This window comes from Marinobacter sp. AC-23, assembly GCF_001858325.1.
GTDB lineage: Bacteria > Pseudomonadota > Gammaproteobacteria > Pseudomonadales > Oleiphilaceae > Marinobacter.
On the sequence record NZ_MBPP01000045.1, the window covers coordinates 107,536 to 121,155 of the forward strand.

Annotated in this window: 16 protein-coding genes; 3 read left to right on the forward strand and 13 right to left on the reverse strand. The window is 54.0% G+C overall.

The genetic code is table 11. The features are described from left to right. The first annotated feature begins 59 nt into the window (after positions 1-59). Positions 60-512, forward strand: a complete 453-nt coding sequence (locus BCA33_RS14540; RefSeq protein WP_071266946.1) for a winged helix-turn-helix transcriptional regulator — start codon at positions 60-62, stop codon at positions 510-512. Positions 513-517: 5 nt separating this feature from the next. Here BCA33_RS14540 and BCA33_RS14545 read toward each other — a convergent pair whose 3' ends face one another. From BCA33_RS14545 to yeiP, 3 genes are read right to left on the reverse strand one after another with little or no spacing between them, the layout of a single operon-like run. Beyond that, on the reverse strand, positions 518-1,291 hold the full coding sequence (locus BCA33_RS14545) for a hypothetical protein (RefSeq protein WP_071266948.1): 774 nt from the start codon (positions 1,289-1,291) through the stop codon (positions 518-520). Between the two features lie 31 nt (positions 1,292-1,322). Continuing rightward, the gene (locus BCA33_RS14550; protein ID WP_071266950.1) at positions 1,323-2,498 is read right to left on the reverse strand and encodes a YbfB/YjiJ family MFS transporter; all 1,176 of its coding nucleotides are present in this window, start codon (positions 2,496-2,498) and stop codon (positions 1,323-1,325) included. A gap of 18 nt (positions 2,499-2,516) precedes the next feature. Further along, positions 2,517-3,083, reverse strand: a complete 567-nt coding sequence (gene yeiP / locus BCA33_RS14555) for an elongation factor P-like protein YeiP (RefSeq protein WP_071266952.1) — start codon at positions 3,081-3,083, stop codon at positions 2,517-2,519. 285 nt (positions 3,084-3,368) lie between these two features. Between yeiP and BCA33_RS14560 the strand changes: the two genes are divergently transcribed. Then, the gene (locus BCA33_RS14560; RefSeq protein WP_071267040.1) at positions 3,369-4,223 is read left to right on the forward strand and encodes a PA4780 family RIO1-like protein kinase; all 855 of its coding nucleotides are present in this window, start codon (positions 3,369-3,371) and stop codon (positions 4,221-4,223) included. A gap of 38 nt (positions 4,224-4,261) precedes the next feature. Here the strand turns inward: BCA33_RS14560 and BCA33_RS14565 are convergent, their stop codons facing one another. The 10 genes from BCA33_RS14565 to BCA33_RS14605 all read right to left on the reverse strand — a co-directional run bounded on the left by BCA33_RS14565 (position 4,262) and on the right by BCA33_RS14605 (position 12,630). Beyond that, entirely contained in the window at positions 4,262-4,936 is a 675-nt protein-coding gene (locus BCA33_RS14565; RefSeq protein WP_071266954.1) for a spermidine synthase, read from the reverse strand. A 39-nt stretch (positions 4,937-4,975) separates the two neighbouring features. Further along, positions 4,976-5,173, reverse strand: coding sequence for a hypothetical protein (locus BCA33_RS22860; RefSeq protein WP_368087253.1), 198 nt, complete (start codon positions 5,171-5,173; stop codon positions 4,976-4,978). Continuing rightward, complete coding sequence (locus tag BCA33_RS22865; RefSeq protein WP_368087254.1) at positions 5,170-5,415, reverse strand: MaoC/PaaZ C-terminal domain-containing protein; 246 nt, start codon at positions 5,413-5,415, stop codon at positions 5,170-5,172. The genes BCA33_RS22860 and BCA33_RS22865 overlap by 4 nt, the downstream gene beginning before the upstream one ends. 156 nt (positions 5,416-5,571) lie before the next feature. Further along, entirely contained in the window at positions 5,572-5,817 is a 246-nt protein-coding gene (locus BCA33_RS14575) for a DCC1-like thiol-disulfide oxidoreductase family protein (RefSeq protein WP_254774433.1), read from the reverse strand. A 57-nt stretch (positions 5,818-5,874) separates the two neighbouring features. Further along, on the reverse strand, positions 5,875-7,131 hold the full coding sequence (locus tag BCA33_RS14580; protein ID WP_071267042.1) for a dicarboxylate/amino acid:cation symporter: 1,257 nt from the start codon (positions 7,129-7,131) through the stop codon (positions 5,875-5,877). A 105-nt stretch (positions 7,132-7,236) separates the two neighbouring features. Continuing rightward, on the reverse strand, positions 7,237-8,268 hold the full coding sequence (locus BCA33_RS14585; protein ID WP_071266956.1) for a low specificity L-threonine aldolase: 1,032 nt from the start codon (positions 8,266-8,268) through the stop codon (positions 7,237-7,239). A 121-nt stretch (positions 8,269-8,389) separates the two neighbouring features. Next, positions 8,390-10,489, reverse strand: coding sequence for an FUSC family protein (locus BCA33_RS14590; RefSeq protein ID WP_071266958.1), 2,100 nt, complete (start codon positions 10,487-10,489; stop codon positions 8,390-8,392). 14 nt (positions 10,490-10,503) lie between these two features. Further along, on the reverse strand, positions 10,504-11,376 hold the full coding sequence (locus BCA33_RS14595) for an HlyD family secretion protein (RefSeq protein WP_071266960.1): 873 nt from the start codon (positions 11,374-11,376) through the stop codon (positions 10,504-10,506). A gap of 10 nt (positions 11,377-11,386) precedes the next feature. Beyond that, entirely contained in the window at positions 11,387-11,617 is a 231-nt protein-coding gene (locus BCA33_RS14600) for a DUF1656 domain-containing protein (protein ID WP_254774434.1), read from the reverse strand. A gap of 29 nt (positions 11,618-11,646) precedes the next feature. After that, positions 11,647-12,630, reverse strand: coding sequence for a hypothetical protein (locus BCA33_RS14605; RefSeq protein WP_139173017.1), 984 nt, complete (start codon positions 12,628-12,630; stop codon positions 11,647-11,649). Between the two features lie 155 nt (positions 12,631-12,785). On the opposite strand from BCA33_RS14605, the gene BCA33_RS14610 reads away from it, so the two are divergent. Beyond that, positions 12,786-13,613 carry a zinc-dependent peptidase gene (locus BCA33_RS14610; RefSeq protein WP_071266966.1) on the forward strand — a complete coding sequence of 276 codons (828 nt, stop codon included), beginning with the start codon at positions 12,786-12,788 and terminating at the stop codon, positions 13,611-13,613. Positions 13,614-13,620 lie beyond the last annotated feature (7 nt).

The following is a 13,620-nucleotide window of genomic DNA, read 5'->3' on the forward strand; positions in this document are numbered from 1 at the left end:
CCCATGTCCATGGCTTGCCCAAAAGTGGCGGTTTTACGCTTTGTGAAGGATAGAACAACATGAACGAGCTGGATCGAATCGACCATTCCATCATTCGCGAATTGCAGAAGAACGCTCGGATTACGGTTACCGAACTTGCGTCACGGGTCGGTTTATCCAAAACTCCGTGTCAAGTGCGCATGCGCCGACTCGAAGAGCAGGGATTTATTACAGGCTACACGGTGCTGGTTAATCAGACCAAGCTAGGCCAAAGCCATATCGCCTTCGCTCAGATCACCCTGAACGACACCAGCAGCGAGGCGCTGAAGGCTTTCAACGCAGCCGTTAAGCAGATTGCCGCGATTGAGCAGTGCCACATGATTGCCGCCAATTTTGATTATTTGATGAAAGTGCGAACGCGCAACATGGCGGAGTACCGCCAGGTATTGGGAGAGCAGATTTCCGCCCTGCCCCATGTACTGCAAACCAGTACATTTGTGGTCATGGAAAATGTAAAAGACGCGGGGCTTTAGAAAGCCTACTTGTTGACTCTCGCTAGCCCCAGAGAAGACACGTGCAGACCCAGCTCACTGCGATACATGGCATTGCCGATACCCAACACAATGTTCTCCACTTTGAAATTTGAGGACACTGCGCTTGCGCCACCGGGAGAGCGGGATTCCAGAACAAGCACCAGTCGCAGGAGATCCATTAGCCGGATGACCAAATCGAGAATACCGAAATCCTCGGGCGCGTCGTCGATCTCAGTTAGAACATAGTCCCTGGCGGACTCCACAACATAAGCTTCGTGATCGGTTAAATGCTCTGTACCAAGGCATTTGATGGATTCTACGCGCTGCTGCCGTTCACGCCGGATAGCCTCCATGCACACCTGCCCGGAGTTTTCAGGCAAATCCCCCTGGCGCAGAATGCCAGCGAGCCGGAAGTCTACCTTCCCTTCACTGCGCATCTGTTCGAACTCGTTTTTCAGGCTCATTTTTGCATGAGGCAAATACCGACGAACCGCCGTTTCGCGGGCGCGTTCCAGGTCTTCCGTAGTCGCCAGACTCACCAGCGAGCTCATCACCCGCACGCAGTGGAGCAAGTGTTGCCAAATAGCCGGCTCAATGGAGTGAGGGTTATGCGGAAGGACACGTTTGATAGACACAAACTCGAAGTAGAGTGCTGTCACCTCCTGCTCCGAGAAATCAGACGTCCGGATAATCCGCCGCAACCCTAGCTTTTCAATATCCAACAAAAGGCTGGGGATCAGCATCAGGACGTAATGTTGGGCACCTTCCGAAATCGGCATATCTATTAGCTGCTCCGCTTTGGGCTTGCCTTTACCTTAGCACCATTTCTCTACCCTTAACCCCACGCGCCACATGAATCACCAGCACACCCAACGCCATCACCACCAGGGTAAGCCAAAGGCCATTGGTATAGTTGCCTTCCACATCGGCCAAGTAGCCAACAACAGCGGGCGCGAGCATCTGGGCAATCCCGTAGCTGAAGGTAAGCCGGCTCATGGGCCGAGAGGGATTTTCAGGGAACTCGCGCCCCACCATCGCTAGCATCATGCTGACAATACCAATGAAGCTGGCGCCATAAATGACTGCGCTGAGCATTACGCTGGCCATACTGGTGTTAATGATCAGCATTAGAATACTTACAGAGTTGAGCGTGTAGGCAAGATAGAGTGCCGTCCATTGCCCCCAGCGGCGGGTAAATACATCCCACAGCCAACAGGCGGGCGTAGCCGCCAGGCCGGCAATCAGCCAGATAAGCCAGCCTCGGCCGCTGAGCTCCGGCATGGATTCGGCAATAGCCACGAGAAAAGTTGCCGTGACTACATAACCAACACCGGCACAGAAGTAGGCCAGTTGCAGCATAACAATAAATCGGCTTCGCTCATCGCCGGCGCCTGCGCTGCCCGTTTTCGGCATAGCACAGGCACGATAGTCAGGCATCCAGCGCCAGACGGGGATCAATAGCACCAGCGCTGCCAGCCCGTATATCACCCATTGCTGATCCCAGGTGAACTGCCCCCGAATCAGTTCTGCCAAAACGGCCGTTAGCACAATGCCCAGGCCGATCCCCGAGAAAAACACGCCAAGCTCGGATTTTTGGTTGTTCTTGATTAACCAACTCATCAGCAGGCCGGCACCGAGCAACATCCCCGCTGAGGTACTCAGCCCGGAGATGAAGCGCAGTAGATACCAAAGCCAGAGGTTGGTGGTGTACCCCATGAGAACGGTGGAAACCACCGCGACAACAAGCCCCAACTGATACAACTTTACTTTAAGGCCGATATCACTGATTCGCGTGATCAGCAGCGCGCCCGTAAGGTAGCCTGCGTAGTTCACAGTTGCCAGCAAGCCAATCACCGACTGGCTCAGCCCAAGCGCCTCTACCATCTCGGGGATCATCGGCGTGTATGAGAACCGGGCGATACCCACCGTGACCACAACCGCGATCACGCTGGCAACCAGTACCTTGAGGGTCTCCTTCGTTATCATGGGTCTCCTTACCTCACATTAAGCCCGGCTCAAGAACTTCCGCTCTTCCACATTGATCTTGATGCGATCGCCCGTGGATATGTGCTCAGGAACCTGTATTACCAGGCCGGTTGCCATTCTCGCAGGCTTGGTGCGAGCGGTTGCTGACCCACCCTTTACTGACGGGTCGGTTTCCTCAATATCCAGCTCAACGGTTGGCGGTAACGCCAGGGAAACCGGCGCTTCACTGACCAGAATCACCATAACGCCCTGGGTATCTTCGCTGATGAACAGCAGTTCGTCCGCAATGGCTTCACGGTTCAGGCTGTACTGCGTAAAGTCTTCGTTATCCATGAAGACGTATTCATCGCCATCAGAATAGGAAAAGGATGCAGCCCTGCGCACAAGATCGGCAAGGTTCAGCATATCCGTGTCTTTAAACGTCTGGTCAATCTTGTTGCCTGTTACCACGTCGTACATGCGCATGCGGTAGAGACTGCCGCCGGCACGGCCCTGAGGAACAGAGCGCTCAATATCCTTGACGAAATATACCCGCCCTTCGTATTCAACTGCAGAATTCTTCTTGATTTCACTTGCTCTAGGCATTTTTTAAAGCTCCAAAACAATACCGTAAACGCATCCATACTGGGTATAAGCCAGCCTGTTTCACTCCTGGCGATTCTACCCGCAGACCTGCCCTGCCGATACAGGACAAGTGGACACTATAGGACATTCTGTAAAAAGCTTCCTGGCGCTATAATCGGATTCATATAAGAAAAACCAATTTGATGTAAGCTATGCCCCATTGTGACCATCATATTTGCCCTAACCTGGTTTCAGGCAGGCACATTACGCATGGTCAGCACGCTTACGGCTAATCTGAAAGGTGTTATGAAAGTACCCAAGAGACTACAACCCCTAGTCGACGACGGCATGGTCGACGAAGTGCTTTACCAGCTTATGAGCGGTAAAGAAGCACAAGTTTACGTGGTGCGATGTGGCGAAGACCTACGCTGCGCAAAGGTATTCAAGGAAGCGAAGAAGCGGAGCTTCAAACAGGCTGTTGAGTACCAGGAAGGGAGAAAGGTACGTAATAGCCGCCGCGCCCGAGCCATGAGCAAAAAGACCCGGTACGGGCAGAAAGAGCAGGAGAATGCTTGGCTCAATGCAGAAGTGGATGCCCTTTATCGCCTAGCCAGGGCCGGCGTACGCGTACCAGAGCCCATGGGGTTTGTGGACGGTGTATTGCTGATGGAGATGATTGCCGATGCCGATGGCAAAGCTGCCCCACGGCTGGACGACATTACTCTTGTTCCAGAGCAGGCCAGAGATTACCACCACCGGGTTATCGCAGAGATTGTCCGAATGCTAAGTGTTGGACTGATCCACGGCGACCTGTCGGAATTCAACGTACTGGTGGAGGGCAAAGGCCCTGTGATCATTGACCTGCCCCAGGCTGTAAACGCTGCCGGCAACAATAACGCCGAGCGCATGCTTGAGCGGGATGTGGACAATATGCGCCGCTATTTTGGCAAATACGCGCCCGACCTTCTGGTTACCGATTACGGTAAGGAAATCTGGGCGCTGTATGAAAGCGGCGACCTGCACGCAGACAGTGAGCTTACCGGGTGTTTCGAGCACGACACCCGCAGCGCCGATGTGGACGAGCTTATGGCGGTAATCGATTCTGCCAAAGAGGAAGAGCGCGAACGCCAGGAGCGCATGCTGGACGACGACGAGGACTAGCGCCCTGTGGCTAGCCGCCAGCCAGGCTAGCCAAGTGCTTACCACGCAAGCCAGATAACGTGTTTAGCACCTTTGCCGGGGCGGTGAGCCCGCACGGTTACGGCTTCCGCCGTAAGACCCGCGCGCTTCAGCCGTTCGGTGAAGGTTGGATCCTGCCCTGCCGACCAATAGGCCAGAACACCATCTGGCCGAAGCGCCGCCTGGGCAGCGTCAATACCCGCCGGCGTGTACAGCCAATCGTTTTCTTTGCGCGTCAGGCCCTCTGGGCCGTTATCTATATCCAGCAAAATAGCGTCGTAGCTGGCAGGCGAGCTTTTGATCAATTGCACGACATCGCCAATGTGTACTCGGGCGCGGGGGTCGTTTAGTGGATAGCCCGCTGCACTGCCTAAAGGCCCCTGGTTCCAGTGCTCTACTTCGGGCACAAGCTCAGCGACCGTCACCTCTGCGGTGTCACCCAGTGATTGCAAAGCTGCAGCAAGGGTGAAGCCCATGCCCAGTCCGCCAATCAGCACTTTAGGTGCAGGATGATCCGCAATGCGCTCACAAGCCAGAGTGGCAAGCGCATCCTCAGAGCCATGCAGGCGAGTGTTCATCAGCTCACCTGAAGTACCCGCGATTCGAATGGAGAATTCCTGATCGCGCTGCAGCAGGCGTAACTCTGTGCCTTTTCCGGGGATAATCGCAGTACCAAGCAACTCGAAGCGAGCCATAAAAACCTCTGAAGGTGGAATCCTGAATAGTGAGGGAAATCAATGCTGCGCGAGAATGGCTCGTTCTGTATGCCCGGGCAATACGCCGGTTAACCAGGCCTCAACAACAACCTCGCCGTGTTGGTTGGACAGTATCGCTTCAGCCTTTGCGCGGTTGCGCTCATCGGCTTCGGTAATGGTGAACTCACAGGTAATGGTATCGCCGAAGTAAACTGGCCGGCGGAACCGGAAATTCATTCCGGATGCCAGCCAGCCAATTTGCCACCCACTTCGGTAATCATGCCTCCGACCAGCAAGCCGTGGCAGATTTTACCCCGGAAATCCTTGGCAGCGGCGAAACGCTCATCGTAGTGAATCGGATTCATATCCCGGCTGATTTCGCCGAACGCTACCGTGTCATTCTCAGTGAACGTTCGGGTAACCGTAAACACGTCACCCGCTTTGAGGCCCCGAATGGCCTGTTCTCGAATATACGTCACTAAGGGCTCTCCGGGACTCTGTCAGGTATATAAAGCGTCACACTCGGCCAGCCAGGCGGCGCTCAACCCATGAATGGTAAAGTTTGGCCAGGGAAGGTCGAATCACGGGTAAGGATATCAGCCATGCCAGTGGTTTCAGTACCGGGACTCGCGACATTAACAGTATGTACGCGTCCATCTCACGATGGATTTCGCCTGATCATCCTTCACATGCAATTCCCGAAGTGCTTTACCCGGATCTACACCCTGCTGGCGCAGCTCGTCGTCGCGACCTGTGATGTCCAGCCATTCAACCGACTCACCGGTTTTCCCCGCCAGCTTTTCGTACCAGCGGCGATCCTTGATACAGGTGGAGCAGGAACCATCGTAAAAAACGATCAGCTTGCCGGATTTCAGACTCATAAAAGCCCTCCCGTCATAACGAAAGCCTGGCAAGTACTCTAACACACCCGGCAAGCTTCAGCCGGCAGGCTCAGAAAGCGCAACAGCAGGTTCCGCTGCATGTTTGCGTTCGCTACGTGCGATAACCGCGGTGCCCACCAAATCCCCGGTAACATTAAGCCCCGTAGCACCCATACCGACCAGTGCATCAATGGAAACCAGCAATGCGACCGTTTCGATAGGCAGCCCAACCTGGGCAAAAACCGTGGCAATCATCACAATGCCAGCCCCGGGAACACCCGCGGTTCCGATGGAGGTAAGCGTACCAATGAGTACAATTTCCGCCATGGTCATCAGATCCAGGGGAATACCAACAACATTGGCCGCAAACACCGCAGAAATCGCGATACGAATCGCCGCGCCGTCCATATTAATAGTGGCGCCTAGCGGCAAGCTGAAACCATAGATCTGCTTGGGAATACCCAACCGCCGTGCCGCATCCAGTGTCAGCGGCAAGGTGCCTGAACTGCTCTGGGTAGCAAAAGCCGTTGCCATGGGCGTACGCGCTTCACGAAAAAATTCCCGCACTCGCACACCGTAAAAGCGCATCAGAATGCAGTAAACAACCAGGTGCACAGCCAGCGCGATATAAAGCACCATCACCATATCGCCCAGCGCCAGTATAGTGGTCATGCCCTGCTCACCAGCGGTCTTGGCAACAATCGCGAACACACCAATAGGAACGTACTGCAGCACGCCAGACATGACTTTCAGGGTGATCTCGTTAAGCCCTTCTACAACCTTGTAAAGGTGTTCGCCAAGCTCTGCATGGGCCTCACTCTCACGTAGTTTCAGCAGCGCAATACCAAAAACAATGGCAGTGAAGATGATGCCCAACAGGTTTAGCTCGGTAAACGCTGCAAAAATATTATCGGGCACGATTTTCAGCAGCACACTCACGAACCCGGGGTTATCCGGCACTTTTACATCTGCGCTTTCATCCAGCGCCATACCGCTTCCTGGCTCAAGCAGGGTAGCCACAACCAACCCCACCACAATGGCCAGTGCTGAGGTCATCACGTAAAACCCGAACAGTTTGCGCCCAACTCGGCCCATGCTGCCGATATTGGCCTGATTGATACCCACCATCAGGGTGAACAACACAATAGGCACAATTAGAAACTTGAGCAGGCGCAGCAGCAACTCGCCAAAGGGCGCCAGCCAGTCGGCAGCCTGCTGCCCGCCGAGCATTCCGACTGCAACACCTAGCACCAGTGCGATGCTTACGCGAAGGATCAGTGAGGAGTTCAGATAGCTATGGAAGAGGGCTCTCATCCGATCGCCCCCGATAATAATGATGTGCACAATGGCATAGTACGAGTTCCTGATTCGGGATGGCGCCGATTGTGGTGGAAATCATCAGGCAGGTAAACCGCTAGCTTATGCCTGCAACTGGCGCACATCCGCCAAAAACCGATCAACAACCTCCGGTGTGGTGGCCCAGGAGCACATCAGGCGTGCGCAGCCGCCGATAAAGTTGTAGAAACGCCAACCTTTTGCCCGCAACGCAGCCTGCAAGGCCTCGGGCATTTCTACAAAAACCCCATTTACCTGCCTTGGGTACCTGAGCTTAATTCCTGGCAAGCCGGCCAGTCCATCAGCAAGCCTTGTCGCACAGGCGTTGGCATGACGGGCATTTTCCAGCCACACATTATTTTCTAGCAACCCACACCAGGGCGCAGAAATATATCGCATTTTAGAGGCCAGTTGTCCGGCCTGCTTGCAGCGCCATTCAAAGTCTTCGGCCAGCGCCTTATTAAAAAACACCACAGCCTCGCCCAAGGCCAAACCATTCTTGGTTCCGGAAAAACACAGCACATCAACGCCCACTTTCCAGGTGATTTCCGATGGGTGTACATCTAGCGCCGCCACAGCATTCGCAAACCGAGCGCCGTCCATGTGTATATTCAGTTTGTACTGATCCGCCAGTGTGCGGATATCGCGAAGTTCATCCGGCGTATAGATGGTGCCAACTTCCGTTGCCTGAGTAAGGCTAAGAACCTTGGGTTTAGGGTAGTGAATATCGGTGCGCTTAGTCACCAGATGCTCAATACTCTCCGGTGTCAGCTTCCCGTTTTCGCCCTGCCCTAACAACAGTTTGGCACCATTGGAGGCATATTCCGGCCCGCCACACTCATCTGTTTCAATGTGCGCCAGCTCATGGCATATCACGCTGTGAAACGATTGCCCCATGGACGCCAGCGCCAACGAGTTGGCCGCCGTACCATTAAATACAAAGTAGACATCGCAATCTGTATCAAACAAAGAGCGCAACCCATCTGCTGCCCGCTGTGTCCAGCTATCCTCGCCGTACGCTGGCTCATCCACGCGGTTTGCCGCCTCCATCGCCTTCCAGGCCTGGGGACATACGCCACTGTAATTATCGCTGGCAAACTGCTCCGAACGTGACACGGCAACACTCCTCAATCGGGTAATTAAACGCGGGGAATCCCTTGAAGCTACACGAGTTTTTATTGAACGCCAATGAGACCAGAGTACGAGGCCGTTTGGTACGCAGAGCGAGGATCGATCATCAGGCGGCTATCACTGGAGATGCGCTTTGATCACTGGACGACGTCGGGTTATTAGCTCCAGCAATGGTTCTGGCGGTTCGCTCAAACGTCAGGGCTATGCGCTCGAACATACCTTCAACGGTTGCCGTTTGTGCATCTGCCTCTTTGGTTGCATGAACAGCGGCTAGCAACTCGGCACTCACTTTCCGGAATCGGGCGTTTATTTCGCCGCGGGCGCTTAACAGATAGGTGTCTGCCAACACCTGTTGCCACTGGGCAAGTTTCGCATCTACCTCAGCGCTGCGATGGTTTTTGATCCGCCTTCTCAGGCGAATGGACATATGGCCAATGTTAAGGCCGGTAAAGCCCAGGTCCGTCATATCCCGGTTGGAGCTCCCCGATCCCTGATCATAGTTGGCAAGCCGCAACAGGCGCTCCCCCATGCGGCCATTAAGCCAGCTCTCAGGCCGGCGCTGGTAATCAATGGCGGTAAGATCGCGAGCGGTTGCTTTGAGTAGCCGGCGCTGCATGAGTTGGCCATCCAAAGGCGTGATCAGTTTGAACACCCAGTAAAGAATACTGATACCCACAAACAGTCCCAGAGCATTACTGGTCGCAACGTCCGTACTGAACGTCATATTGTTTCCGGGCTGAACAATAAGCGTAAAAGGGATGCAAAAGCCTAGGCCGTAAGGCAGAGTCGGCCGATCTGCAAGCGCCAACAGACCTATAAAATAAGGCCCGGCAAGCACCAGCACCAACATTTCAAAGTCTCCACTACTTCTCGACAAAAGACCCAGCCCGAAAAACAGCGCCACCGGGATCGCCACCACAACCCCGAGCAGCAGGCGGCGCAGCATGAACGTCAACACGACCAGAGAAAAGCGGGCAAACATTACAGAAAATACCACGGGCATGATCATAAGCATGATGGCCGCAGGGCTGCCGGTGCCTAACCATATCGTTGCCCCGATTGCGAACACGACCGCTGTTCGGAACCCATTAACAATACCCACCAACGGATCCCTGTGGGTTTTCAGCTTGGAGGCTTTGAGCAGTGTCTGATCGCGGTTTTCAAGTGCGTTGTAAGCCCTCAAGACCATAACCAGATCCGCCACCAGCTCCACAGCTGTCTGGGTAAGGCGGATAACAATGGCAGATTCGTTTACGTAAGCGGCTCTATGTTCCAGAAGTGCCCGCCTCAGTGCCTGGGCCTGATGATAGGATTCTTCATAGCTGTCTGCTTCTGCGATTCGTATGAAGAGAGTTCGCATGTCTGCCAGTAAGTTGCTGAATGCCTTTGAAACCAAATCCGGATGATTTCTCGGAAAGCGCCCCATAATTTGCGTCACCGCCAACAGAGACATCACCTTGTTGCAGAGCAGGTTTGCTGCCCTGCTCCGCCCCGGCCCTTCAGGCCCCTCATAGGCCACAGCGCTGGAATCATCATTCAGCACAACCAGCGTTTCCAAAATCTCATCCGCATGCTGGTGTCGCTGCTCATGGGTGCTGCTCGGGTCCAGCTCCAGTGAGAGGTATTCGAGGGTTTTGTTGATCACGTTTCGGGAATGATTACGAAGGCTGTCTTTTACCGTCACCGGCCACAACAACTGGCTGACCAGCATGGCACAGAGAGCACCAACCGTTATTTCGCTGATACGGGACTGGGCAATATCAAACACGGCCCGACCGTCCGCGGCACTGGCGTCGGCCATAACCATGATGACCACCAGGCCTGCCGTCATTCCTGACATGGCAAAGGCGTAGATGAAGTTAGTGTTGTGCACCATGGAGGAGGCAGCGGAGTTCAGGCCAATCCACAGCGTGAGACAGGCCAGTGCCAACAGCGGGTAAGGCATGAAAAATGCCAGGATTAAAATCCCCACACCGCCGCCCACCACCGAACCGGAAATCTGGCACAGGGCTTTTTCAGTTACCAGCCCGCTTTCCGGGCGAATCTGTAGGAAAACGGCGGATACCAGCGCCCAATAGGGACGGTCAAGCTGCAGGTACATGGACACCAGCAACGCCAGCGCCATGGATATCACCCCTTTCACAGCAAATATCACCGCGTGCCTGTTTGGCGTCAGAAGCTGGGCAAGCAGCGGGTGAAGCGTCATGAAAGGCAACTCCCCTAGTCTGATTCGGGATCAGCTTCCAGATAAATGGAAACCGTCATGCCGGCACTGATATTTACACCTTCCGGAAGGGGGTCGAGGGCTATATCCACCGGGATGCGCTGGGCAAGGCGCACCCAGTTAAAGGCTTGCTGCACCTGGGGCAGCATCTGGCTATCACTGCTGGTATTCGAATCCGCAATACCACGGGCGATGCTGGCCACCTCGCCACTAAGCTTTTTACCGCCAGACAGCAGAGTAATCCGGGCTTTTTGCCCTACCTGCACCAAATGCAGCTTGGTTTCTTCAAAGTACCCGGTTACGTAAAAAGAGTCGCTTTTAATAAGCGATAATACGTCTGTGCCCCGAGATGCGAAATTGCCCTGGCGTAAAGAAAGGTTGTTCACAATACCGCTCTCGGGCGCCAGCACCTTTGTCCGCTTCAGATCAATTCGGGCTGTATTGAGCTCGGCTTGTGCAAGCTGATAACTGGCTTTGGCTGTCTCGGCGCGAATACGATAGGCCTCCAGGCTTTCCTCGCTAATAGACCTGCTCTCAGCCATGCGCTGCCGGCGTTCATACTGATGCTTGGCGAGATCCCAACCTGTGCGCTCCTGAGCAAGGCGCGCATTATTCTCTGCGAATTTTGCCCGATAGCGGGTATCGTCGATAGTGAACAGTGGGTCGCCTTTGCTAACAAGCTGGTTGTTGTCCACATTCACACCGGTTACCCAACCCGACACGTCAGGCGCGATCGTGATGACATCCGCGCGAATCCGGCCGTCTCGTGTCCAGGGCGAATAGAGGTAGTGATCCCACACCCAGGCCCCAGCTATAACGGCAGCAGCTACCACCAGCAATGTCAGTCCAACGCGCCCCAACTTTCCCATGAGCTTCCTTTTAGTCCCCAAACAGATAAACAATAGCAGCCAAATAACAAACGAAGACAGCCACATCAAACCAGGCTTCCTTCCAAATATAATGGCGCAGGCCCAAATAATGCAGAGCCAGTCGCGTAGCTGCCGTCAAAATAAACGCCATAGGCACCAGCACCACGAAGGGGCTGAACAACATTCCACCAATGCTCATTTCGTAAAGCATGTCATCCTTATTATCGACGTGTTGCCGCAAGAAGCATTCCGATAACCCATAAAATACGTTTATCTGGGCCGCAGAATATAGATGCCGTCACTACCCTGGCTGCTAATATTGGTGTTAGGTACAAACTCAATAAAGCTGACTTGCGAGCGATTAGCCAGACTTTCCGGCAACGCAAACCAATTCAGGTTGGATTCGCGAGCGCCAAGCACCGGTTTTACACCATATTCACGAAATCGCAGCACTTCACCCTGTAACGTCAGCTCGTGAACAGCGGGGCCTGTGTAGGCCAGCGGTATTGAGAGGTAGTAGCTGCTATCCAGAACCCGATTCGCGTTCAGCGATACCCAATCCAAACGCCCCGGCCTGCGATAGGTTAAACCGTCTTCTGGCAGCATATCTGAGGTTTCCCGAAGCCTGCGATTATCAGCCGCCAGGTTACCTGTCTCTGGGTCTTTCAGATAAACCATGCGATCAAACTTTGGCGGGAAGGCCGCAATCCGGGAGCCCAAGTCAAAATCATTCTTAACGTCAATATCGGGAGAAGTGTAAATGACCAGCCAACGGCCCTCAATACGCATGTATGCGGGAAACAAGCCCAACTCGAAGCTCGGCCTTCTACCATAAACCACCACGTCTGACTTTTCGTAAAGCTCAGTGAACACACGCCTCCAGCTTTCGACCTTCAACGTACGCGTTGTGTCGTCGTTCAGGCTAGCCGCAAAGACATTAAGCTTCGGTTCCGCCTCACTTAGATCGTAGATACCCTCACTGGTGACAAAGTAGTGTGTCATCGGGATGCGATCCATATCTTCGCTCCACTCTAGGGTGAACCTTAGTTGCCCGCTTGAGTCGAACGTTTTCACCTGCTTTGCCTGTGCCAGAAAAAAGCTGCCTTCAGGGCTGTAACTGACATCAGCGAGATAGCTGTCGCTCAGAAACACCAGCTCAAAATGTTCTGAGGCGCTTCCATCGCGAAGCAAGGGAGGGTTAGTCAAAGTGTCTGCGGCCACTAATTGCGCCCCCGACATAAGACACGCTGACATGATCACCCCTGAAATAAAGCGCATAAAGCCAGAGCCTCTTGAAAATAATACAGCGTGACTTACGACCAAGTGTTTGATCATAGGTGCCGTTTTAGTTTTTGGCTAATCTGCATGTGCTAGAGTGACGGCTATGTGTAGGCAACGAGTTTAAAAGAATGTCCCCGGTGATTTTATTTGCAGTCTTTGCCATAGTCTTAATCGCAACGGCGGTGTTCTACCTGTTTTTCTACCGCGCCTGGCGGCGGGAACTGGAGCTAAAACAACCCTTCCCGAAGGCCTGGCGAAAGCATCTGCAGTCGACAGTACCTTTGTACCGCCAATTGCCTACGCATCTGCAGAAAGCCCTGCGAGACCAGATTCAGCTATTCATTGCAGAAAAGCACTTCTATGGCTGCGCTGGTTTTGAGGTAGACGACCGGGTTCGAGTAGCGATCGCCGGGCACGCGTGCTTGCTAACGGTTATGCGTTCGTATGCGGATTACAACGAGGTTCGCAGCATTCTTGTCTACCCGGATGTTTACCGGGTACAAGCCCAGGAACGCGACGGCATGGTGGTTGGCGTCAGCGATCAGGTCCGGGCAGGTGAAGCCTCATCGCTGGGGCAAGTGGTATTGGCCTGGTCGGAATGTGAAAGCGGGGCCATCAACAAAAATGGCCCACATAACGTCATTCTCCACGAGTTTGCCCATCAGCTTGATTACCTCGATGGAACAGCCGACGGCGCGCCACCCCTTAGCGGAGAGCAAGCTAAGGAGTGGCAACAGACCATGACCATTGCCTATGATAATCTCCGGCACTCCCTGAGGCACCACCGAACAAGCTGGCTCGACCCTTATGGTGCAACAAAGCCAGCTGAGTTCTTTGCGGTACTGACAGAAACCTTTTATCAGCAACCGCAACACCTGAAAGAACAACAACCGGCCGTGTATGACCTGCTCCGCGACTTCTACAGAATAGACCCTGGCGAGTTAGCGCCGAGCTAACTCACCC

Bases quoted from the DNA above. Each gene is read 5' to 3' on its own strand.
- BCA33_RS14540 (WP_071266946.1), top strand. From the start codon at position 60: ATGAACGAGCTGGATCGAATCGACCATTCCATCATTCGCGAATTGCAG.
- BCA33_RS14545 (WP_071266948.1), bottom strand. From the start codon at position 1,291: ATGCCGATTTCGGAAGGTGCCCAACATTACGTCCTGATGCTGATCCCC.
- BCA33_RS14550 (WP_071266950.1), bottom strand. From the start codon at position 2,498: ATGATAACGAAGGAGACCCTCAAGGTACTGGTTGCCAGCGTGATCGCG.
- yeiP (WP_071266952.1), bottom strand. From the start codon at position 3,083: ATGCCTAGAGCAAGTGAAATCAAGAAGAATTCTGCAGTTGAATACGAA.
- BCA33_RS14560 (WP_071267040.1), top strand. From the start codon at position 3,369: ATGAAAGTACCCAAGAGACTACAACCCCTAGTCGACGACGGCATGGTC.
- BCA33_RS14565 (WP_071266954.1), bottom strand. From the start codon at position 4,936: ATGGCTCGCTTCGAGTTGCTTGGTACTGCGATTATCCCCGGAAAAGGC.
- BCA33_RS22860 (WP_368087253.1), bottom strand. From the start codon at position 5,173: ATGAATTTCCGGTTCCGCCGGCCAGTTTACTTCGGCGATACCATTACC.
- BCA33_RS14575 (WP_254774433.1), bottom strand. From the start codon at position 5,817: ATGAGTCTGAAATCCGGCAAGCTGATCGTTTTTTACGATGGTTCCTGC.
- BCA33_RS14580 (WP_071267042.1), bottom strand. From the start codon at position 7,131: ATGAGAGCCCTCTTCCATAGCTATCTGAACTCCTCACTGATCCTTCGC.
- BCA33_RS14590 (WP_071266958.1), bottom strand. From the start codon at position 10,489: ATGACGCTTCACCCGCTGCTTGCCCAGCTTCTGACGCCAAACAGGCAC.
- BCA33_RS14595 (WP_071266960.1), bottom strand. From the start codon at position 11,376: ATGGGAAAGTTGGGGCGCGTTGGACTGACATTGCTGGTGGTAGCTGCT.
- BCA33_RS14605 (WP_139173017.1), bottom strand. From the start codon at position 12,630: ATGTCAGCGTGTCTTATGTCGGGGGCGCAATTAGTGGCCGCAGACACT.
- BCA33_RS14610 (WP_071266966.1), top strand. From the start codon at position 12,786: ATGTCCCCGGTGATTTTATTTGCAGTCTTTGCCATAGTCTTAATCGCA.